A 22639-nucleotide genomic window follows, 5' to 3' on the forward strand; every position below is an offset into this window, starting at 1 on the left:
TAATCAACATTATCCTCAGGCTGACAAATCCCATGCTTGCGGTTTGGGCCAGCCCAGGATACTTCCGGGTTTCCGTCATCTTTTCTGGAAATTGAGACGGTATTTTTACCGCTCTTCGCCTCCCAGTAATTTTCATTGAAGCTTTTAATGGTCGCTTTTGCGCCATTAATCCATACATTGCCTTTACCATCACTATTCACACCACCAATACTTGCGCAGCTGAAATTGAACGCTTGCGGTGCAGCCGCCATTGACGTCAATGGCGCAAGAACAAGTGCTAACATCATTAATCTGGTCATTTTTAACCTTTTCATTATCAAATTCCGCGAAAAAATTAACCGCATTAACCTTAAGGTGATATGAGAATTCTCTGAGTAACAGTCACGTCGCTCAATAGCAATTTATTACCGTCAGAAATTAAACTGTCGCCGAATCACGACACTTGTAAGTTACTAAAATTAAATAAAAAAATGCCTCTTGTTTCACCTCATTTTTAGGCGTACATTAGCGCCGTCTGGAGCATTAAAGCTCAGAATTCTGAGGTGATGCAGCCAAGTAAGCGCGGGGTATTCTCCCTTTCGTTTATGCTCGCATCAGCTCTCTGTCAGGTAAGCATATGTTCATTGAGACGTACCCCAGGTACGCGGAGAGATGAAAAGTGAAATATTTCTTTATGGGCATTTCTTTTATGGTCATCGTTTGGGCCGGTACTTTCGCCCTGATGATCTAAATAAAAAGACGCAGCAAAAAAACAGGAGCCATTTGGCTCCTGTTTGCGTTTGAGGAATCGTGTTATCAGTCGGTACTTTCCGTGGTCGATTTCGCACTGGCAGGCAGCAAACCATCCGCGCGAAACATTGCTTTGATGCCGCGAATTGCCTGGCGAGTACGGTCACGGTTTTCAATCAACGCAAAGCGCACGTGTGTATCACCATAGTCCCCAAAGCCAATCCCCGGCGAAACACAAACCTTCGCCTCATTCAGCAATTTTTTGGCAAATTCAAGCGACCCCATTGCGGCGTATTGCTCTGGAATTTTCGCCCACACGTACATCGACGCTTTTGGCATTTCAACCATCCAGCCCGCTTCATGCAGCCCCTTGACCAGCACATCGCGACGACGCTTATATTGCTCAGCGATATCCCGTACGCACTGCTGATCGCCTTCCAGCGCGGCAATAGCGGCTACCTGCAGCGGTGTAAACGTTCCGTAATCGTGATAGCTCTTAATGCGCGCCAGTGCGTTTACCAGCGTTTTATTGCCAACCATAAAGCCAATGCGCCACCCCGCCATGTTATAGCTTTTCGACAAGGTGAAAAATTCAACGGCAACATCACGGGCCCCCGGAACCTGCATAATCGATGGCGCTTTCCAGCCGTCGTAGACAATATCGGCATAGGCCAGGTCATGAACCACCAGCACGTCGTAGCGTTTAGCCAGTGCGACGACCTTTTCGAAAAACTCCAGTTCGACACACTGCGCCGTCGGGTTGGACGGGAAGCCTAAGATCATCATCTTCGGTTTCGGGTAGCTTTCGCGAATCGCGCGCTCCAGTTCATTAAAGAAGTCGACCCCTTCCACCAGCGGCACGGAACGCACCTGTGCTCCGGCGATAACGGCACCATAAATATGGATGGGGTAACTGGGATTAGGCACCAGAACCGTGTCGCCGTGATCCAATGTAGCCAACATCAGGTGAGCCAGCCCCTCTTTGGAGCCAATTGTTACAATCGCTTCGGATTCAGGATCGATCTCGACGTCATAGCGCTCCTGATACCAGCGAGAAATCGCCCGACGTAAACGAGGAATACCGCGCGATGTTGAATAACCGTGGGTATCCGGGCGCTGCGCCACGGTACACAGTTTTTCGACAATGTGAGGAGGCGTGGCCCCATCCGGGTTCCCCATGCTGAAATCGATAATATCTTCGCCGCGCCGACGCGCAGCCATCTTCAGTTCAGCGGTAATGTTAAAAACGTAAGGTGGAAGACGATCAATACGCGTAAAACGACGTTCAGGGCGGGAATCAGCCATAATATCCTCAGATGTACGTTAGCGCCCGGACCGTCCGAGCGACGCTGCCACGATGGTGGCACGTTTAGAAAATAGCCTGATTAATTTCCTTCTGTCGAGAGGTACAGCAAAATATTTTTTATCGGCATAAAAGAGGAACAACATTTCTAAAACGGGAAATTCATGAATATCCAACCCTTATGAAATCACCAATTATTAACATTTTGTTGTTAAATACATTACGTTGAGGTCCACCTTCTCTGGCGAGATATTGTAAATACAACAATCATGCAACAATCCCCTTTTAATATTGTGGTTTTTCCTCATTAGTCCATGCTGACAGGGGTGCTGGTCATCCTGCCTCAGGTTACCTATTATAGAGGTTTAACCCCTTCGCAAGAGTCACCTGTGCACGAAATATTCAATATGCTGCTGGCGGTCTTTGATCGGGCAGCGCTGATGCTGTTCTGTCTGTTTTTCCTGATTCGTATCCGCCTGTTCCGCGAACTGTTGCACAAGTCAGCCCACTCGGTGAAAGAGCTGCTCGCCGTTACTGCCATTTTCTCCATGTTTGCACTGTTCAGCACCTGGTCTGGTGTACCGGTAGAAGGCTCACTGGTTAACGTGCGTATTATTGCCGTGATGTCAGGAGGAATTCTGTTCGGCCCATGGGTCGGTATCATTACCGGACTCATCGCGGGTACACACCGTTATCTGATTGATATTGGAGGTGTTACCGCCCTTCCCTGTTTTATTACCAGTATCCTTGCTGGCTGTATTGCGGGTTGGATCAACCGAAAAATCCCTAAGGCGCAACACTGGCGCGCCGGTATTTTAGGCGGGATGCTTTGCGAGTCATTGACCATGATTCTGGTGGTCGCCTGGGCCCCCACTACCGAACTGGGGCTGGATATTGTCTCGAAAATCGGTATCCCAATGATCCTTGGCAGCGTCTGTATCGGCTTTATCGTCATGCTGGTACAAAGCGTGGAAGGAGAGAAAGAAGCCAGTGCGGCAAAACAGGCTAAACTGGCGCTGGATATCGCTAACAAAACCCTGCCGCTTTTTCGTCAGGTCAATAGCGAGTCGCTACGCCAGGTGTGCGAGATTATTCGCCATGATATTCATGCAGATGCCGTCGCGATCACCAATACCCAGCACGTTCTGGCCTATGTCGGCGTGGGTGAACTGAACTACCGCGATAACGATGATTTCGTTAGCCCTACCACCCAGCAGGCGATAAATTACGGAAAAATCATCATAAAGAACAATGATGAAGCACATCGCACGCCGGAAATACACTCCATGCTGGTAATACCGTTGTGGGAAAAAGGTGTGGTCACCGGTACGCTGAAAATCTACTACTGCCATGCCCACCAGATCACCTCCTCATTACAAGAAATGGCTATCGGCCTGTCACAAATTATCTCAACTCAGCTTGAGGTTTCCCGTGCCGAGCAGCTACGTGAAATGGCAAATAAGGCAGAGTTGCGGGCACTACAAAGTAAAATAAATCCCCATTTCCTGTTTAATGCGTTAAACGCGATCTCATCGTCAGTGCGGCTTAACCCGGACACTGCACGCCAGCTCATTTTTAATTTATCTCGCTATCTTCGCTATAATATTGAATTAAAAGATGATGAGCAGATCGACATCAAGAAAGAGCTGTATCAAATTAAGGATTACATTGCCATTGAGCAGGCCCGTTTTGGCGATAAGTTGACGGTTATTTATGATATTGATGAAGAGGTCAGCTGTTTTATTCCCAGCCTGCTGATTCAGCCATTGGTTGAAAATGCCATCGTTCATGGGATCCAACCCTGCAAAGGGAAAGGTGTGGTCACTATCAGCGTGGCGGAATGTGGTAATCGGGTGCGCATTGCCGTCAGAGATACCGGTCATGGTATCGATCCAAAAGTCATTGAACGCGTTGAGTCCAATGAAATGCCGGGCAATAAAATTGGCCTGTTGAATGTGCATCACCGCGTTAAACTCCTGTACGGCGAAGGGCTACATATCCGCCGTCTTGAGCCTGGCACAGAGATTGCTTTTTACGTGCCAAACCAGCACTCACCTGCAGCAGCCCCGGCCACATTATTGCTTTAACCAGGAGTTAAGTTGTGAAAGTCATCATTGTTGAAGATGAATTCCTGGCCCAACAGGAACTTAGCTGGCTGATAAAAGAGCACAGCCAGATGGAGATTGTCGGCACATTTGACGACGGTCTGGATGTGCTTAAATACCTGCAGCACAACCGCGTTGACGCTATTTTTCTGGATATTAATATTCCGTCACTGGATGGTGTGCTGCTGGCGCAAAACATCAGTCAGTTCGCGCATAAACCCTTTATTGTGTTTATTACTGCCTGGAAAGAACACGCTGTTGAAGCCTTTGAACTGGAAGCGTTTGACTACATTCTGAAACCGTACCAGGAATCACGGATTGTCGGCATGTTGCAAAAACTGGAGGCAGCCTGGCAGCAACAGCAAACAGGAACCCCCCTTACCAGCCCGGTGATGCGTGAAAACGATACGATCAACCTGATCAAAGACGAGCGGATCATCGTTACGCCAATCAACGATATTTACTACGCTGAAGCCCATGAAAAGATGACCTTCGTCTACACGCGACGCGAATCGTATGTCATGCCGATGAACATCACCGAATTTTGCAGCAAACTGCCTGCTTCACATTTTTTCCGCTGCCACCGCTCATTCTGCGTAAACCTGAACAAAATCCGCGAGATCGAACCGTGGTTTAACAACACCTATATTTTGCGATTAAAAGATCTGGAATTTGAAATCCCGGTTAGCCGGAGCAAAGTAAAAGAATTCAGGCAATTAATGCATTTATAGTGCGATTAGTCATGATCGTGCGGATCGTTGTAAAATGGCGATCTACTGCCGGTGCTATAAAACGTAATAAAGTGAATTTTCAATGAAATACAGACATGTGCTATCCCAGTTATGTTTTCAGATGCTGGAAATGGGTGCGGATCGCCGTACGGTGAAAAAAGCCCTCACCTCCCGTCGAATGAAGGCACGTCAGGCTGTCGTACTGCTGTGCAAGCAAGAGATGGTGCTACTGAGAGCCGGGAAACTGCCGATACAAAACGCAACAAGCACGACATCTCACTGACAATAACAGGTCGCGAGCTAACTAAACCATTAACTCGCGACCACTTCGCGTACAGAGCATGCTACAGGCTAAACTGAATTAACTAAGAGCAACCTTCCGGCACGAGTCTTACAGAATGTGCCCCAGCGTCTGGCGTAAGTGCGCGCCGGAACCAAGCAGACCTGGATTATCATGCACAATCAGATATACCGGGATATCCTGCACATAGGCTTTAAAACGCCCTTTATCCTCAAAACCACCGCGAAAACCCGACGCTTTAAAGAATTCCAGGAAGCGCGGCACTATGCCTCCGGCAATGTACACCCCGCCAAACGTCCCCAGCGTTAATGCCAGATCGCCGCCAAACCGGCCCATGATGACGCAAAACAGCGACAGTGCACGGCGACAGTCAATACAGGAATCGGCCAGGGCGCGTTCCGTAATGTCTTTCGGTTGCAGATTTTCCGGCAAACGTCCGTCGGATTTCACAATCGCACGATACAGATTTACCAGCCCAGGACCAGAAAGCACGCGCTCCGCAGAAACGTGACCAATCTCAGCCCGCAGCACTTCCAGGATAATCGCTTCTTCCTCGCTGTTCGGCGCAAAATCTACATGCCCCCCCTCGCCTGGCAGGCTCACCCAGCGTTTATCCACATGAACCAGATGCGCCACGCCGAGACCGGTGCCTGCGCCATAGACCGCAATAGGTTTGCCCTCGACAGGCTCAGCGCCGCCAAACTGGATCAAATGCTCTTTTTTCAGCATTGGGATTGCCATTGATACGGCTGTGAAATCATTGATGATTTCCAGATGGCTAAAGCCCAGATTCTTTTTCATCTCGGCAATAGAAAATGCCCAGGTATGGTTGGTCATGGCCACCCAGTCACCGGTTATTGGGCAGGCAATAGCGATACAGCCATCTTTGACGCTAACGCTATGCTCATCCAGGTACACGCGCACAACGGCTTCAAGGCTTGGGTAATCCAGCCCGGAATAGGTTTTCGCCTGCGAAATCTCGCCACTGGCAATATCGCACAGAGCAAGACGCGCATTGGTGCCGCCAACATCACCCACTAAAGCATATTTTGTCATTCTTCCACGGCTCCGCTAAAGTCAGAATACATCTTTGTCACACTGTAAATTCATGGGGGCATAACAACAACGCCCTGAAGGCTGATGCCCGTGGAATATCGATCCAGGTCACAGAATTACTTTATCGTTTCAGCACCTTTTGCAGCGATGCCGTTGGGCAGGCTGTGCAAACTACGTCTATGACTCTGCATTAAGGAATAGAAAATGCTCCATCCGCGAGCCAGAACGATGCTCTTGCTATCAACGCCTGCGTTGCTGATTGGTGTAGCGTCCAGCCTGGTGCTGATTGCTGTAATGAAAGTGGCTTCCGTTTTACAGCAATTTTTGTGGGAACGTCTGCCCATAAGCATCGGTATTGCCCAGGATTCTCCATTCTGGATTATTACTATGCTGACGCTTACCGGGGTCATGGTCGGGCTCATCATCCGCTACAGTCATGGTCATGCTGGCCCTGACCCAGCCTGCGAACCCTTAATTGGTATGCCCGTTTCGACGTCTGCATTGCCCGGACTGCTGGCCGCCCTGATAATTGGCCTCGCGGGTGGCGTCAGTTTGGGTCCAGAGCACCCCATCATGACCGTTAACATTGCGCTGGCAGTGGCGATTGGTAGCCGCATGTTTCCGCGAATTGCAAAGCTGGACTGGACCATCCTCGCCTCTGCTGGCACCATCGGGGCGCTATTTGGTACCCCGGTTGCCGCTGCGCTGGTTTTTTCGCAAACGCTGAACAGCTCCAACGATGTCCCCCTATGGGATCGTCTGTTCGCACCGTTAATGGCCGCCGCGGCAGGTTCACTCACCACCAGCCTGTTCTTTCATCCCCACTTTTCATTGCCTATCGCGCACTATACGCAGATGCATCTGGTCGATATCTTCAGCGGCGCGGTCGTTGCTGCCATTGCTATCGCGGCGGGGATGGTGGCCGTGTGGTGCCTGCCTCGTTTGCACCATCTGATACATCGTCTGAAACACCCGGTGCTGATCCTCGGCGTTGGAGGCTTTATCCTCGGTATTCTGGGTGTTATCGGAGGACCACTAACCCTGTTTAAGGGCCTGGATGAGATGCAGCAAATGGCATTTAGCCAGACACTGGGAGCCTCGGACTATTTCATGCTGGCGGTGATAAAGCTGGCTGCACTGGTTGTGGCTGCAGCGAGTGGTTTTCGCGGTGGGCGGATTTTCCCTGCGGTATTCGTTGGCGTCGCGCTGGGGCTGATGCTGCACGCCCATGTCGAAGCCGTTCCTGCCGCGATTACGGTCTCCTGCGCCATTCTGGGATTGGTACTGGTCGTCACTCGTGATGCATGGCTGAGCCTGTTTATGGCGGCAGTGGTGGTGCCGGACACCACCCTACTACCGCTGTTGTGCATCGTTATGCTTCCGGCCTGGCTGCTCTTAGCCGGAAAACCAATGATGATTGCTGACCATCCCGATAAGTAGCTATCCCCCGTTGCGGGATTCCAGCGCACGGGTCACCGTGCGCAAGAGTTCTGGAAGGTCAGCCTTCGGCAACACCACTTCTATCAACGAGAGGCGTTGCGGTTTTGCCAGACGAGCCAGAACCTCTTCCAGTTGGACAGCCTGCTTCACGCGCCAGCATTCCGCCTGACATTCACGACTTAGCGCCTGTGGCACCAGCGTCCAGCTCCATCCGGCTATATCATTGTATCGCTGGTTCGCACCATGAATGGCACGTTCCACGGTATAACCGTCATTATTGAGCAGTAAAATAACAGGAGTTTGCCCGTCTCTAAGTATGGTTCCCAATTCCTGAATGGTGAGCTGTGCCGCACCATCGCCAATAATCAGGATCACCCTACGGTGCGGGAAGGCTGTTTGCGCCCCAAATGCAGCAGGCAAAGCGTAACCGATTGACCCCCATAGCGGCTGGACCAGAACCTCCGCCCCGGCAGGAAGTGACAGCGCAGCTGCGCCAAATGCTGCGGTCCCCTGATCGACAAGGATAATGTCGTCGGGGGCCAGATACTGTTGCACCGTATGCCAGAAATTTTCCTGCGTCAGAGGGCCTTTCTCAACCAGCAGACGCCCGGCACAAGGACATTCAGGCGGAAGCGAAAACGACATTTCCAGGCACAGTTCCCGTAGCGTAGTAACCGCCTGTTCCATCGGGATGTTAAACCAGCTTCCCCCAACCCGCGACGCATGGGGTTGAACCTCAATAGTGCGCTCGGGAGGTAAGTTTTGCGTAAACCCGGCGGTCAGCGTGTCAACAAACCGGGTACCGACGCAAATAATCGTATCAGCATCTTCTATCGCCTTACGCACATAATCACTGCTGGCCCCCGCACTGTATGTGCCCACAAACGCAGGATGCCGCTCATCAAACAATCCTTTGCCCATCAACAGCGTGGCATGAGCCATCGGCGTTTCCGTCATCCAGCGTTGTAAAACGGGCTGCAAGCCAAATCGTAGCGCGAGAAAATCGGCTAATAGCGACACGCGTGAACTGTCCAGCAACTGTTCACGTGCATGATAGCGAAACGCAGCAGCTACACTACTTTCCGGCTCGCTCAAGGGAACAATGAGTATGTCACTCGGTGGTGTAGCAGGTTGTTTCGCAACATCAGCAGGTAGCATCAGGTAACCCGGTCGTCTTTCGGTTAACATCGCTTGCAACACGCGGTCAATTTCATAGCAGGCATTTTGTTCATCCAGCACTGCACTGGCGACCGTCACTGACTGTTGCATACGGTAGAAATGCTGAAAGTCACCGTCGCCGAGAGTGTGATGCATTAACTCGCCACGACGCTGAGCGCTGCGACATGGGGCCCCGACAATATGCAGGACAGGAACGTATTCCGCGTAACTTCCTGCAATACCATTAATTGCGCTTAACTCGCCCACACCAAAAGTGGTAAGCAGCGCTCCCGCTCCGACTACCCGGGCATAGCCATCCGCGGCATACGCCGCATTCAATTCATTCGCACACCCGACCCAACGCACGCTTGAGTGCTCAATGACGTGGTCAAGAAACTGTAAATTGTAATCGCCCGGCACACCAAACAGATGGTCAATGCCACAGCCTGCCAGCCTGTCCAGCAGATAATCAGCAACGGAATACGGGGTTTGCATGACAGCTATCCTTCTGACGGTAACCTCATGTTGAGTATCGAAGAACTGCGTTGACTGTCCAGGAATGTCGCTGCGAAGGAGGTGGAAAGCAGGATGTACAGTTTTGGCGATTTAAATTTCCTTGAAGAATCGATTGTGTAACCGTATACACTGAAAGACACATATGTTCTGGAAGGAGGCGACATGGTTTATCAGGCTAACGAAAATCGCTATCACACAATGGAATACCGCCGCTGCGGTCAGAGCGGGCTCAAACTGCCGATTGTCTCTCTGGGTTTGTGGCACAATTTTGGTGATACCACTCAGGTCGAAAACAGCCGGACCTTATTACAGCGCGCCTTCGATCTGGGGATCAGCCATTTTGATCTGGCGAATAATTACGGCCCGCCGCCGGGTTCGGCTGAACGAAACTTCGGTCGCATCCTGCAGGAAGATTTTTTATCGTACCGGGATGAACTGATAATCTCGACCAAAGCGGGCTATACCATGTGGGAAGGTCCCTACGGTGATTGGGGATCGCGCAAGTACCTGATTGCCAGCCTCGATCAAAGCCTGAAACGTATGGGACTGGAGTATGTTGATATCTTCTATCATCACCGCCCTGATCCCCAAACTCCGCTCAGAGAAACCATGAACGCGCTGGATCATATTGTGCGTCAGGGGAAAGCGTTGTACGTAGGACTCTCTAACTATCCGACTGATCTCGCCAGACAGGCGATCGAAATACTCGATGATTTAGGGACGCCATGTCTCATCCACCAGCCGAAATATTCCATGTTTGAGCGCGAGGTTGAGAGGGGACTGCTATCACTCTTACAGGAGAAAGGTGTGGGCAGTATCGCCTTTTCCCCGCTGGCTGGCGGGCAATTAACTGACCGCTATCTGAACGGTATTCCGGCGGATTCCCGGGCAGCGAGCGCCAGTCGTTTTCTCAACCCAGACCAGATCACCCCACAAAAACTGGAAAAAGTCCGTGCTCTTAATGCGCTGGCCGAGCGCCGGGGACAAAAACTGTCCCAAATGGCGTTAGCCTGGGTTCTCCGCGATGATAAGGTGACGTCAGTACTGATTGGTGCCAGCAAACCTGCGCAAATTGAAGATGCCGTTGGCATGCTGGCAAACCGTCATTTATCTCCCGAAGAGTGTGCGGAGATCGACGCCATCCTGGGTTGATGGAAATAAAGACACATTTATTAACAAAAAGTGCGCTCTCTGACGATTTAAGATTTAAGGCGATGAAACGGGGCTTTACTGCCCCGTAATATTGCGTTAACAGGCCGGCTACGGCTCGATCGTGAAGGAGAGAAAGAATGTTCAGGTCACTGATTCTGGCGGCAGTGTTATTGGCTTTTGCACCGCTGGCCGCAAACGCTGGCGAAATCACCCTGCTGCCGTCGATTAAATTACAAATTGGCGATCGCGATAACTACGGCAACTACTGGGACGGTGGGCGCTGGCGTGACCGGGATTACTGGCACCATAATTATGAATGGCGTAAAAATCGTTGGTGGCGTCATGACAACGGCTATCATCGCGGCTGGGATAAGCGCAAAGCTTATGAGCGTGGCTATCGTGAAGGCTGGAACGATCGCGATGACCATCGCGGGCGTGGACATGGCCACGGGCACCGCCATTAATGTAACAAATCCCCATCATGCGGGGAGTACTGCTCACAAAAATCATCGAGTTACCCAGGGCCTGTGTCTATACCCAGGCCCTTTTTGCATCACGCTTCGCCAATCGCCAGATGACGAGCAGTCACATCCGCTCCCCCCTGTTTTCCCGTAAATTTCCTGTTCATTTCACAAATTCGCAAAATCGGAAAAAAAAATTCCGATTTATCGTGTTTTTTTTGAACTTTGCGCGATAAATATTAACATTAATTTAATATTATAAAACCTGGGGTGAGCGCTAATGAAAAAACAAGAAAGACAAAAGGCCATTCGGGTTAAGTTAGTAACCGATAAGAAGGTTTATGTTAGCGAATTAGCAAAGGAATTATCTGTCACAACTCGCACGATCCGTAATGACTTAAATGAATTAAGTCAGAATAGTCTTTTCTCGTTATTTCATGGTGGTGCACAAATAAAAAGCGCACCTGATGAATCATTATTTGAGCAGTCTTTCACCAACACCATATTGAATGGGTTCAAAAGCCACAAAGAAATTACATCGGTTTCTGCTCATGCCAAGCAAAATAGCTATATTGATGATAGCATTTACATACTTGGTTCATTTAATATAGATATTGTTTCTGAAACGACGACATTTCCTCAGATTGGCCAGACTATCCGAGCGTCTGCAACCCGTTTTTATGCCGGAGGCAAAGGCACAAACCAGGCAGTTGCCGCAGCTAAAATCAATAATAATGTTCATCTTACCGTTAAGTTAGGAGCCGATGAGTTTTCAAAAAAAGCCAAAAGATATTTAACCAATACTGAAATTTCTTCTTTTTCTTTTTTTGAAAATGAAATGTCATCCACGGGCATTGCAATGGTATGGGTTTCAGGTGCCACAGGTGACAATATGATCAGTATCGATCTTGGGGCCAATGAAACATTTACCCAGGAAGATATTCTATTGGATATTGATACCATTCGTAATTGCAAAGTTTTTTTAACTCAGTTGGAGAATAATTTTCCGATCACGCGTTTCGCTATCATGCAGGCAAAACTCGGAAAATCGCTGGTTGTCCTGAATCCGGCACCTTATGTTTCAGAGATCAAAGAAATATTGCATTTAATTGACATTATTACGCCGAACAAAATTGAAGCTGAAGCGTTATCTGGTATCAACATTGTTGATATCTATTCGGCCAAAAATGCCGCCAGGAGCATTTATGTGCAAGGCGCAAAATGCGTCATTATCACGTTAGGTAGCGACGGTTGTCTGATCTTTGATGGCACAGTTTTCACTCATATTCCTGCCTATAAATCAGCCGTCGTCGATACCAGTGGAGCAGGCGATGCCTTTACCGGGGCACTGGCTGCATGCATTGCAAACGGTAAAGGACTCATCAATGCAGCGCAGTACGCTTCTGCGTTTGCCTCGTTGAAAGTTGAACGTAAAGGTGCATCAAATATGCCCAACAATTCACTCGTTTATCATCGTATGCAGTAGCTGTTTAGAGCATCATTCAGCCCCTACACCTATAGGATAATTTCATGAAAAATAAAATGTTTTATCGTGTTATCGGTGCCACAGTCGGTTTAGCGCTTTCCGCCACTTTCACCGTCCCCGCTTTTGCCGCCGATACTCAGACGCATAAACCTAAAGTCGCGCTGGTGATGAAGTCACTGGCAAATGAGTTTTTCCTGACCATGGAAACCGGAGCAAAAGAGTATCAGAAAAAAAATGCCGACAAGTTTGATTTGATTTCTAACGGCATCAAAAACGAAACGGATACGGCAAATCAAATCCAGATCGTTGAACAAATGATTGTCTCGAAAGCCGACGCGATTATCATTGCGCCATCAGACTCGAAAGCCCTTGTACCGGTCATTAAGAAAGCAATTGATGCAGGTATTATTGTCATCAACATTGATAACAAATTTGATGACAGTGTGCTTAAAGATAAAAACCTGAATATTCCTTTTGTTGGCCCGGATAACCAAAAAGGTGCAAAAGAAATTGGCGATTATTTAGCGAAGCATCTTAAGGCCGGCGATCAGGTTGGTATTATTGAAGGCATCCCTACCTCCAGCAACTCTCAGCAACGTACTCTGGGCTTCCAAAATGCGATGGCGCAGGGCGGCATGAAAGTCGTTTCTGTGCAATCTGGCCAATGGGAAATTAACAACGCCAATGCGGTCGCGGCGGCAATGTTAAGTGAGTATCCTGATATCAAAGCACTGTTAGCCGATAACGATAATATGGCATTAGGTGCCGTTTCTGCCATCCGCTCTGCCGGGAAAAAAGGACAGGTTCTGGTTGTCGGCTATGACAATATCGAAGCGATTAAGCCAATGTTAAATGACGGTCGTGTTTTAGCAACTGCGGACCAATTTGCCTCTCAACAAGCTGTATTTGGTATTGATGCCGCCCTTGATGCCTTAAAAAATGGCAAAAAACAGAGTGAACTCTCTAGCAACGTAGAAACACCAATAAAACTGATCGTCAAACAATAAGCGGAAAACAGTGCGCCGCTGTGGTACTGCCATCAATTGAGTATCAGAGCGGCTTACCGGATAAGGCCAGAATATGAAAAGTGGGCAAGAAATCCTCTCAATACAGGGGGTAGGTAAAACCTACAGTGAACCTGTTCTGGTGGATGTAACGCTAGCATTATATCCAGGAAAAGTACTGGCCCTGACGGGAGAAAACGGTGCCGGGAAAAGTACGTTATCAAAAATTATTGGCGGGTTAACCAACGCAACGACCGGAAAAATGGTTTATCAGGGGCAGCCTTACGCACCTGCGAACCGAAAAGAGGCGGAAAAGCTGGGTATTCGCATGGTTATGCAAGAACTCAATTTACTGCCTACGTTGTCGGTTGCAGAAAACTTATTTCTCGAACAACTTCCGCATCGATTCGGCTGGATCGATCGAAAAAAGCTAGCAGAAATGGCCCGTCCGGTGATGGCAATGGTTGGGCTGCAATCGGTCGATCCAACTACGCTGGTGGGCGAATTGGGTATTGGTCACCAACAGATGATCGAAATCGCCAGAAACCTGATTGGTGAAAGCCGGGTACTGATTCTGGATGAACCGACAGCCATGCTCAGTAGCCGTGAGGTCGAACTTCTGTTTAAACAAATAGCGCTCTTCAAAGCCCGGGGCGTTTCAATAATTTATATTTCTCACCGACTGGATGAGCTTGCGATGATTGCTGATGACATCGCGGTGCTACGTGATGGTCATTTGGTTTGCGTGGACGATATTAAACGCTATACCCGCGATCAACTTGTTTCGTTGATGGTCGGCCGCGATTTAGAAAGTTCATTTGATTTAAGTGGACGCCAGGCAGGTCAACCCATTCTGAAAGTGGAAAATTTTAAGCGTGGGAAAATCATTCGGGACACGTCGTTCACCTTGCACAGTGGCGAAGTGCTCGGCATTAGTGGCCTTGTCGGCTCTGGCAGGACAGAGCTGCTACGCGCTATTTTTGGCGCAGACAAAATAGACAGTGGCACATTACTGATTGGTACGCCACTTAAACCGGTGGTGATCCGTTCGCCTGCACAGGCTATCCGACATGGTATTGCATTAGTCACGGAGGATCGTAAAGGTGAAGGGCTTCTGTTACCACAGTCGGTTGCCGCAAATATCTCGTTGGGTAACAGCGACAAAATTAGCCATTTGTCGGTCGTTAACACATTGAGTGAAACGACATTAGCGAATAAACACATTAAAAGTTTAGGCGTTCGTACAACGAACACTTCACAGGCCGTGGAAAGCCTGTCAGGTGGTAATCAGCAGAAAGTTCTCATTAGCCGGTGGCTGGAACGAGACTGTGAAGTCGTCTTATTTGATGAGCCGACTCGCGGTATTGATGTGGGTGCCAAGCAAGATATTTATCAATTGCTGAATACGTTAACGGCTAAGGGAAAAGGCGTTGTTGTCGTTTCCAGTGACCTACGCGAACTGATGCTGGTTTGCGATCGTATTGCGGTCATTTCCGATGGCAAGTTAGTGAACACATTTACACGTGATAACTGGAGCCAGGATCGCATTTTAGCGGCTGCATTTTCGGCCTATCAGCATTCAGAAGAGACTGTCAGCGAGTAGCCGGGGATAAAAAATGAAAAACAATTTTGCGACAAAACAAGCGGCAGCAGAGAAAAGAAATACACCGACGTCATGGAAAGGCCTAAGTAGCTATATCGGGTTGCTCGGGGCGTTAGCCGCAATGATCGTCCTATTTTCATGCCTCAGTTCTCATTTCTGGAGCATGAACACTTTCAGCACTATTGCAAATCAGATCCCCGATTTAATCGTCATGTCGGTGGGGATGACATTTATCTTAATCATTGCCGGCATCGACCTTTCCGTTGGATCGTTGCTGGCGCTTGCTGCTGCAGTCGTCAGCGTCACCTATTTAAATTTTCATTGGACGCCCTGGCTGGCCGCGCTTTCAGGCGTAGCACTCGCCACATTCGTTGGGGCACTAACGGGTCTGATTACCGTTGCCTGGCGTATTCCGGCGTTTATCGTCTCACTGGGTGTTCTGGAAATGGCCCGCGGAGCAGCGTATCAGTTAACTGACTCGCGGACCGCGTATCTCGGTTCTATTTATGATTATTTAGCCGACCCCATTCTCTTTGGCGTCTCCCCTTCTTTTATTATCGCGATCGTTGTCATTGTTGCCGGGCATCTGGTGCTGACGCGAACCGTATTTGGTCGCCATTTGATCGGTATTGGCACCAATGAAGAAGCCGTTCGATTATCAGGTATAAATCCAGGTCCCTATAAGATTGCAGTCTTTGCCTTGATGGGGGGATTATCCGGTCTGGCCTCGCTGTTTCAGGTTGCCCGCCTTGAAGCCGCCGACCCCAATAGCGGCGTTGGCATGGAACTACAGGTGATTGCCGCAGTTGTGATTGGTGGCACAAGCCTGATGGGAGGACGTGGCTCTATTATCTGTACGTTTCTTGGCGCGTTGATCATTTCCGTTCTGGCTGCGGGACTGGCGCAAGTTGGCGCAAGCGAACCGACAAAACGTTTTATAACAGGAGCCGTGATAATCGTTGCAGTGGTACTTGATACCTACCGTAGCCACTTAAATAAAAAATAATCATGAGGGTTACCCGGCTTGACCGGGTAACCACAGCGGATGAAAGCCCTGCTACAATCCGAGCACGGTCCCGACCAGCAACCAGATATTCAGTGCCACGACCAGCACCACAATCACCCAGCCAACCTGTTTTACCCAACGGCTATTAACTAAATCCCCCATCAGTTGGCTGTTGCTGGTAAAAATCAGTAGCGGTACCAGCGCCAGAGCGATACCAAAACTGAGTAATACCTGACTCATCACCAGTATCCGGGTGGGATCAAGCCCCATTAAAATCACAATAAATGACGGCATCATGGTGACGCTACGGCGCACCCAGAGCGGAATATGAAAGCGGATAAACCCTTGCATGACCACCTGCCCCGCCAGCGTGCCAACCACGGTAGAGGAAAGCCCTGCCGCCACCAGACTTAGACCAAACACGGTTGCCGCAGCATGACTTAACAGCGGTTCAAGCGTCAGATAGGCCTGGTCCAGGTCTGCGATACCAGTATGCCCGCTAAAGTGAAACACGGCTGCTGCAGTCGCCATCATCGCCAGATTGACAAATCCGGCAATCGTCATGGCGATAGCCACATCCCATTTCGTCGCTGCGTAACGCTGCTGGCGCGTACCACCGTGCAAATGCTGGGTTAAGGAGGAGTGCAGATAAATGACGTGCGGCATGATGGTGGCGCCAAGCACACCGGCCGCCAGGAACACCGCTTCAGAATTAGGCAGGCTCGGTATAACCATCCCTTTGCTCAGCTGCGCAAGGTTCGGTTGGGAAAAGATCAGCTCGACAATATATGCCGCAGCCACGAACAACAACAAACCGCCGATCACTTTTTCCAGGGGTTTCTGCCCGCGGCGCTGCAGCATCAGAATTAAAAATGTCGCAATACCCGTGAGCACAGCCCCCTGCAGCAGCGAAACGCCAAGGATGAGTTTAAAGCCAATCGCAGCGCCAATAAATTCTGCAAGATCGGTCGCCATCGCAATAATTTCGGCCTGTACCCAGTAAAACCAAACCACTGGACGAGGATAATGATCACGGATCTGTTCCGCCAGGTTTTTGCCGGTGGCAATGCCAAGCTTGGCCGATAGCACCTGAATCAGCATCGCCATCAGGTTTGCCCAGACCACAACCCACAACAGTTTGTAGCCAAAGCTAGCCCCTGCCTGGATATTGGTAGCAAAGTTACCTGGATCGATATAGCCGATCGCCGCGATGAACGCAGGTCCCATTAATGCGAGCTTCAACTTGCGCGCTGCCCGTCCACTGCTACTCTCAACGCGATCGTTAGTCATTTTAGTGCCTCAGAAACATAGCCTTTGCTATGTTTCAAGCTACGCCTATTGAGAATGATTATCAAATTCATTTTAATGGGTGAAGTTGATTTCTCTGATAGCGTTTGTCTATGGAACGGTAAGAAATTTAGAAATGCCGGTAAGATGTTTGATTATTGTTATGAGATTAGCACAGTGACATAACTTTTCACTTCCATACTAAACATAACAGAAGTGTATCATCGATCACTAATTTTGAATCTCGTCACAGGTCCTTATTATAGTGTGTGTTTGATCTCGTTTTCTTTACTGTTGTTACATAGAATGTGCACGAAAACTAAATCTGCCTCAAATTTGGAGCAAATATGGACCGCGTTCTTCACTTTGTCCTGGCCCTTGCCGTGGTTGCGGTACTCGCACTGCTGGTAAGCAGTGACCGTAAAAAAATCCGCATTCGTTATGTTATTCAATTGCTTGTTATCGAAGTGTTACTGGCATGGTTCTTCCTGAACTCTGATGTCGGCCTGGGCTTTGTAAGAGGCTTCTCCGAGATGTTTGAGAAACTGCTCGGATTCGCTAATGAAGGGACTAACTTTGTCTTCGGCAGCATGAACGATAAAGGCCTGGCATTCTTCTTCCTGAAAGTGCTGTGCCCTATCGTCTTTATCTCCGCCCTGATCGGTATTTTGCAGCATATCCGTGTTCTGCCGGTTATCATCCGCGCGATTGGTTTCCTGTTATCCAAAGTGAACGGTATGGGCAAGCTGGAATCCTTCAACGCCGTCAGCTCCCTGATCCTGGGTCAATCCGAGAACTTTATCGCCTATAAAGATATCCTCGGTAAAATGTCTCGCAACCGCATGTACACCATGGCAGCAACGGCGATGTCTACCGTTTCCATGTCTATCGTCGGCGCGTACATGACCATGCTGGAACCAAAATACGTTGTTGCTGCGCTGGTTCTGAACATGTTCAGCACCTTTATCGTTCTGTCACTGATCAACCCTTATACCGTTGATGCCAGCGAAGAAAATATTCAGATGTCCAATCTGCACGAAGGTCAGAGCTTCTTCGAAATGTTGGGCGAATACATTCTGGCAGGCTTTAAAGTTGCGATTATCGTTGCAGCAATGCTGATTGGTTTCATCGCGCTGATCGCTGCCCTGAACGCCCTGTTCGCTACCGTGACCGGTTGGTTTGGCTACAGCATCTCCTTCCAGGGCATCCTGGGTTACATCTTCTACCCGATTGCGTGGGTGATGGGTGTGCCGTCCAGCGAAGCACTGCAGGTGGGCAGTATCATGGCAACCAAACTGGTTTCCAACGAATTCGTCGCAATGATGGACCTACAGAAAATCGCCTCTACGCTCTCTCCGCGCGCTGAAGGCATTATCTCTGTGTTCCTGGTTTCCTTCGCGAACTTCTCTTCTATCGGTATCATTGCAGGCGCAATTAAAGGCCTGAACGAAGAGCAAGGTAACGTGGTTTCCCGCTTTGGTCTGAAACTGGTATACGGTTCTACGCTGGTCAGCGTACTGTCTGCTTCCATTGCAGCACTGGTGCTGTAAGACGACATCAATACAGCCGTTACCAAACCGGGGAGATTCTCCCCGGTTTTTTTATGTCTGTTATCCAGCAATATAAGCAAATAAACGAGAAACGCAGGCAGGAATCAAATGCAAAAAACCCCCGCTTTTCAGCGAGGGTTTCAATTTTGGTGGAGCTAAGCGGGATCGAACCGCTGACCTCTTGCATGCCATGCAAGCGCTCTCCCAGCTGAGCTATAGCCCCACGATGCGTTTACGTACCAAATTCATTGGGATTAAATTTGGTGGAGCTAAGCGGGATCGAACCGCTGACCTCTTGCATGCCATGCAAGCGCTCTCCCAGCTGAGCTATAGCCCCGTCACGTAAAGCTTGTCGAGTTGACGGGCGGCATCATATGAATTCCCTTCGCGTGTGTCAACGGCAAAATTAACTCATAGAATTCAATCGCTGAAAAAGCAGGCAAATGGAGAACATTGCGCAACAACTCGCATTCAGTAGTTAAACGCGTCACGGTTTCTACTAAAATGGTGCTATAAAATGAGCCACTAATTAACCCCACGACCATTCAGGGAATCGTTATGTTCAAGGAACGGATGACGCCAGAAGAACTTGCTAATCTGACCGGATACAGCCGACAGACCATCAATAAATGGGTGCGCAAAGAAGGTTGGGCTACCTCACCCAAACCCGGTGTTCAGGGCGGTAAAGCCCGTCTGGTTCACGTTACCGAACAAGTTCGTGAATACATTCGCAGCGCTGAGCGTTCAGCGGAAGGCTTATCAGATAATTTATCTTTATCCGGTGACACCTCCATCGAAGCTCTACTGATAAGACTCGCCAAAGAAATGACGCCATCAGAACAGAAAATGTTTACGTCGCTGATCCTGCGTGAAGGCATTACGGGTTTGTTACAACGCTTAGGGATTCGCGACAACAAATAATATGAAAAAATTACGCAGTAAAATGACCACCGAAGAGCTGGCTGAATGTCTCGGTGTCGCCAAACAAACCGTCAATCGTTGGATCAGAGAGCAAAACTGGACAACCGAAAAGTTTCCCGGTGTTAAAGGTGGTCGCGCAAGGCTTATTCATATTGATGCCGGCGTCCGAGAGTTTCTTCTCAATATTCCAGCTTTTCGCAAGGTACCGGAATTTTACCAGGCAGAAGAACCGCTTGCCGAGTATACACACGTGGTTCGCAGTCACGCCTGCCGTCAGATAATCAGCGCACTGGATAACATGTCGCCAACGGAACAGGAAAAGCTGGCGATGTATATTTCGCGCGAAGGTATTCGCACTTTCCTGACCCGTCTGGGCATTGATGAGTCTGAATAACAGGCAAAAAAAACGGCAGGATGCGCCCCTGCCGTTTTTTTATCGATCACTCTGTCTTATTGCTGACTTTCACGCTCAGCAATAAACGCCAGCGCCTTGTTAATACGTTCAATGCTGCGAGATTTACCAATCGCATGCACCGTAACGTCTAACGCCGGAGACTGACCCGCACCGGTTACGGCTACGCGCAGCGGCATCCCGACTTTACCCATGCCCACTTCCAGCTCATCAGCGGTTGCCTGAATCGCGTGGTGCACGTTTTCCGCGGTCCATTCACTGATAGCAGCCAGTTTGTCGCGAACCACTTCCAGTGGCTGACGCGCAACCGGACGCAGGTGTTTCTTCGCCGCATCGGCATCGAACTCAGCAAAGTCTTCATAGAAATAGCGGCAGCTCTGCGCCATCTCTTTCAGCGTCTTGCAGCGTTCACCCAGCAGTTTTACTAGCTCAGACAACTGCGGGCCGACGCGCGTATCGATATTTTCCTGCTCAATGTGCCACTGCAGATGCGTCGCCACATATTCTGGCGCCAGTGCATTAATGTAGTGGTGGTTCAGCCACTGCAGTTTTTCAGTGTTAAATGCGCTTGCAGACTTGCTCACCGCACCAAGAGAGAACAGCTTGATCATTTCTTCACGGGTGAAGATCTCCTGATCGCCGCTGGACCAACCCAGACGTACCAGATAGTTCAGCAACGCTTCCGGCAGGTAGCCGTCGTCGCGATACTGCATCACGCTGACCGCACCGTGACGTTTAGAGAGTTTTTTGCCGTCGTCGCCGTTGATCATCGACACATGCGCGTAAACCGGCACCGGCGCGTTCAGCGCTTTCAGGATGTTGATCTGACGCGGGGTGTTGTTGATATGGTCTTCACCACGAATGACGTGGGTGATTTCCATATCCCAGTCATCAACAACGACGCAGAAGTTATAGGTCGGGGAACCATCTGTACGGCGGATAATCAGGTCGTCCAGCTCCTGGTTGCTGAATTCGATCGGCCCACGGATCTGATCATCAAAAATAACGGACCCGTCCTGCGGGTTAGCAAAACGCACCACGCAAGGTTCATCAGCAGCGTGATGTTCGTGACCGTGACGGCAGCGACCGTCGTAACGTGGTTTTTCACCTTTTGCCATCTGTTCTTCACGCAGCTGTTCCAGACGCTCTTTGGAGCAGTAGCATTTATATGCCGTCCCCGCTTCCAGCATCTCATCGATGACAGCATTGTAACGGTCAAAACGTTTAGTCTGGAAATACGGGCCTTCATCCCACTCCAGATTCAGCCAGTTCATGCCATCCATAATGGCTTCAATAGCTTCCGGCGTGGAGCGTTCGAGATCGGTGTCTTCAATACGCAGCACAAACTCACCGCCATGGTTACGTGCAAAAAGCCAGGAATAAAGAGCAGTACGCGCACCGCCGACGTGCAGGTAACCTGTCGGGCTTGGCGCGAAGCGAGTTTTGATTTTCATGAAATGGCCTTACGTTTATAAAGATGCCGACAACCGGCAAATCCAGGGAAGATTATCAGGCTGGTATTCTATCACTGTGGTCTGATTCCTCAATGTTCATCGGGTTGGAACATCACGCTTTGCCATTTTCGTATACAAATCATGCGACATGGATTGTTTTGCGATCGTTTTGTTTAAATTTACGACGAACGAACAATTTCTTTAGAAAATGCGTTGACTCATTTTCAACTCTCCCTATAATGCGACTCCACACAGCGGGGGTGATTAGCTCAGCTGGGAGAGCACCTCCCTTACAAGGAGGGGGTCGGCGGTTCGAACCCGTCATCACCCACCAACTACTTTACGTAGTCTCCGCCGTGTAGAACAAGAAATTGAGAAGTGGGTGATTAGCTCAGCTGGGAGAGCACCTCCCTTACAAGGAGGGGGTCGGCGGTTCGATCCCGTCATCACCCACCACTTTCTCGCCAGCTGGATTTCTTGTTAAAATGTGAAGTACCGAAGTGGGTGATTAGCTCAGCTGGGAGAGCACCTCCCTTACAAGGAGGGGGTCGGCGGTTCGATCCCGTCATCACCCACCACTTCGGGTCGTTAGCTCAGTTGGTAGAGCAGTTGACTTTTAATCAATTGGTCGCAGGTTCGAATCCTGCACGACCCACCAATGTAAAAAAGCGCCCTAAAGGCGCTTTTTTGCTATCTGCAATTTGTAAGATTCGAACCTGCCGCAGGTTCGGTGTTGAGCGCAGCGAAACAACGGAGCCGTTTACGGCGACGGCCCGAAGGGCGAGCGAAGCGAGTCATCCGGCACAGACATCATACCATCAAAGCCGCCACCAGTTTTTCCAGCGCTGGCGTGGCCTGCTGCTGTTCATAGACAATATACAAATCCGCAGGAATACGTTCTTCTAACGGCCGGAATACCACGCCAGGCCAGCTCATCTGGGCATAGCTATCGGCAATCAGCGTT

General features: G+C 49.6%; 19 protein-coding genes, 6 tRNA genes and 2 pseudogenes. 18 read left to right on the plus strand and 9 right to left on the minus strand.

Features of this window, described 5'->3' with window-relative positions; genetic code table 11:
• Positions 1–314: pseudogene (locus tag JTI85_RS15665) on the minus strand (hypothetical protein); the annotation flags it as partial.
• A gap of 344 nt (positions 315–658) precedes the next feature.
• On the opposite strand from JTI85_RS15665, the gene ypdK reads away from it, so the two are divergent.
• Complete coding sequence (ypdK, locus tag JTI85_RS15670; protein WP_010723117.1) at positions 659–730, plus strand: membrane protein YpdK; 72 nt, start codon at positions 659–661, stop codon at positions 728–730.
• Between the two features lie 65 nt (positions 731–795).
• Here the strand turns inward: ypdK and alaC are convergent, their stop codons facing one another.
• A complete protein-coding gene (alaC, locus tag JTI85_RS15675; protein WP_061068244.1) occupies positions 796–2034 on the minus strand; it encodes an alanine transaminase in 1239 nt (412 codons plus the stop codon).
• A 387-nt stretch (positions 2035–2421) separates the two neighbouring features.
• Here alaC and JTI85_RS15680 point away from each other — a divergent pair, with 387 nt between their 5' ends.
• From JTI85_RS15680 to JTI85_RS15690, 3 genes are all read left to right on the plus strand, one after another.
• Positions 2422–4119: a sensor histidine kinase gene (locus tag JTI85_RS15680; RefSeq protein ID WP_086523807.1), complete on the plus strand. Its 1698-nt coding sequence runs from the start codon at positions 2422–2424 to the stop codon at positions 4117–4119.
• A 14-nt stretch (positions 4120–4133) separates the two neighbouring features.
• Positions 4134–4868: a two-component system response regulator YpdB gene (ypdB, locus tag JTI85_RS15685; RefSeq protein WP_048211008.1), complete on the plus strand. Its 735-nt coding sequence runs from the start codon at positions 4134–4136 to the stop codon at positions 4866–4868.
• 82 nt (positions 4869–4950) lie between these two features.
• A complete protein-coding gene (locus JTI85_RS15690) occupies positions 4951–5151 on the plus strand; it encodes a hypothetical protein (RefSeq protein ID WP_071887368.1) in 201 nt (66 codons plus the stop codon).
• Between the two features lie 108 nt (positions 5152–5259).
• Here JTI85_RS15690 and glk read toward each other — a convergent pair whose 3' ends face one another.
• Positions 5260–6225 carry a glucokinase gene (gene glk / locus JTI85_RS15695; protein WP_115643122.1) on the minus strand — a complete coding sequence of 322 codons (966 nt, stop codon included), beginning with the start codon at positions 6223–6225 and terminating at the stop codon, positions 5260–5262.
• Between the two features lie 204 nt (positions 6226–6429).
• On the opposite strand from glk, the gene JTI85_RS15700 reads away from it, so the two are divergent.
• On the plus strand, positions 6430–7665 hold the full coding sequence (locus JTI85_RS15700; protein ID WP_061068246.1) for an ion channel protein: 1236 nt from the start codon (positions 6430–6432) through the stop codon (positions 7663–7665).
• On the opposite strand, the gene JTI85_RS15705 is transcribed toward JTI85_RS15700, so the two are convergent.
• Positions 7666–9318 carry an alpha-keto acid decarboxylase family protein gene (locus JTI85_RS15705; protein ID WP_219351719.1) on the minus strand — a complete coding sequence of 551 codons (1653 nt, stop codon included), beginning with the start codon at positions 9316–9318 and terminating at the stop codon, positions 7666–7668.
• Positions 9319–9501: 183 nt separating this feature from the next.
• On the opposite strand from JTI85_RS15705, the gene mgrA reads away from it, so the two are divergent.
• From mgrA to JTI85_RS15735, 6 genes are all read left to right on the plus strand, one after another.
• Positions 9502–10491 (plus strand): L-glyceraldehyde 3-phosphate reductase, encoded by a 990-nt coding sequence (gene mgrA / locus JTI85_RS15710; protein WP_048211004.1) that lies wholly within the window; start codon positions 9502–9504, stop codon positions 10489–10491.
• A 137-nt stretch (positions 10492–10628) separates the two neighbouring features.
• A complete protein-coding gene (gene ypeC, locus JTI85_RS15715; protein WP_048211003.1) occupies positions 10629–10955 on the plus strand; it encodes a DUF2502 domain-containing protein YpeC in 327 nt (108 codons plus the stop codon).
• Between the two features lie 277 nt (positions 10956–11232).
• Positions 11233–12438, plus strand: coding sequence for a PfkB family carbohydrate kinase (locus tag JTI85_RS15720; protein ID WP_048211002.1), 1206 nt, complete (start codon positions 11233–11235; stop codon positions 12436–12438).
• Between the two features lie 44 nt (positions 12439–12482).
• Entirely contained in the window at positions 12483–13445 is a 963-nt protein-coding gene (locus JTI85_RS15725; protein ID WP_048211001.1) for a sugar ABC transporter substrate-binding protein, read from the plus strand.
• Between the two features lie 73 nt (positions 13446–13518).
• Entirely contained in the window at positions 13519–15045 is a 1527-nt protein-coding gene (locus tag JTI85_RS15730) for a sugar ABC transporter ATP-binding protein (RefSeq protein ID WP_061068250.1), read from the plus strand.
• Positions 15046–15058: 13 nt separating this feature from the next.
• A complete protein-coding gene (locus JTI85_RS15735; RefSeq protein ID WP_061068251.1) occupies positions 15059–16051 on the plus strand; it encodes an ABC transporter permease in 993 nt (330 codons plus the stop codon).
• 51 nt (positions 16052–16102) lie between these two features.
• Here the strand turns inward: JTI85_RS15735 and JTI85_RS15740 are convergent, their stop codons facing one another.
• Complete coding sequence (locus JTI85_RS15740; RefSeq protein ID WP_219351720.1) at positions 16103–17341, minus strand: Nramp family divalent metal transporter; 1239 nt, start codon at positions 17339–17341, stop codon at positions 16103–16105.
• Between the two features lie 344 nt (positions 17342–17685).
• On the opposite strand from JTI85_RS15740, the gene nupC reads away from it, so the two are divergent.
• On the plus strand, positions 17686–18888 hold the full coding sequence (nupC, locus tag JTI85_RS15745) for a nucleoside permease NupC (protein WP_048210997.1): 1203 nt from the start codon (positions 17686–17688) through the stop codon (positions 18886–18888).
• 147 nt (positions 18889–19035) lie between these two features.
• Here nupC and JTI85_RS15750 read toward each other — a convergent pair.
• Together JTI85_RS15750 and JTI85_RS15755 are read right to left on the minus strand one after the other, a co-directional pair.
• A tRNA-Ala gene (locus tag JTI85_RS15750) sits at positions 19036–19111 on the minus strand.
• 38 nt (positions 19112–19149) lie between these two features.
• Positions 19150–19225, minus strand: a tRNA-Ala gene (locus JTI85_RS15755).
• Between the two features lie 221 nt (positions 19226–19446).
• On the opposite strand from JTI85_RS15755, the gene JTI85_RS15760 reads away from it, so the two are divergent.
• Positions 19447–19809, plus strand: a complete 363-nt coding sequence (locus tag JTI85_RS15760; protein ID WP_003028277.1) for a YfeC-like transcriptional regulator — start codon at positions 19447–19449, stop codon at positions 19807–19809.
• A gap of 1 nt (position 19810) precedes the next feature.
• Complete coding sequence (locus JTI85_RS15765; protein WP_005130008.1) at positions 19811–20203, plus strand: YfeC-like transcriptional regulator; 393 nt, start codon at positions 19811–19813, stop codon at positions 20201–20203.
• Positions 20204–20259: 56 nt separating this feature from the next.
• On the opposite strand, the gene gltX is transcribed toward JTI85_RS15765, so the two are convergent.
• Positions 20260–21675 carry a glutamate--tRNA ligase gene (gene gltX / locus JTI85_RS15770; protein ID WP_048210996.1) on the minus strand — a complete coding sequence of 472 codons (1416 nt, stop codon included), beginning with the start codon at positions 21673–21675 and terminating at the stop codon, positions 20260–20262.
• 258 nt (positions 21676–21933) lie between these two features.
• On the opposite strand from gltX, the gene JTI85_RS15775 reads away from it, so the two are divergent.
• The 4 genes from JTI85_RS15775 to JTI85_RS15790 all read left to right on the plus strand — a co-directional run bounded on the left by JTI85_RS15775 (position 21934) and on the right by JTI85_RS15790 (position 22333).
• A tRNA-Val gene (locus JTI85_RS15775) sits at positions 21934–22009 on the plus strand.
• A 46-nt stretch (positions 22010–22055) separates the two neighbouring features.
• Positions 22056–22131, plus strand: a tRNA-Val gene (locus JTI85_RS15780).
• Between the two features lie 46 nt (positions 22132–22177).
• Positions 22178–22253 (plus strand) — tRNA-Val (locus JTI85_RS15785).
• A 4-nt stretch (positions 22254–22257) separates the two neighbouring features.
• Positions 22258–22333: transfer RNA gene (locus JTI85_RS15790), tRNA-Lys, on the plus strand.
• 152 nt (positions 22334–22485) lie between these two features.
• Here JTI85_RS15790 and JTI85_RS15795 read toward each other — a convergent pair.
• Positions 22486–22639, minus strand: a pseudogene (locus JTI85_RS15795) (transcriptional regulator XapR); the annotation flags it as partial.

Origin of the sequence: Citrobacter sp. Colony219 (genome assembly GCF_019382635.1) — a bacterium.
Classification (GTDB): domain Bacteria; phylum Pseudomonadota; class Gammaproteobacteria; order Enterobacterales; family Enterobacteriaceae; genus Citrobacter; species Citrobacter youngae.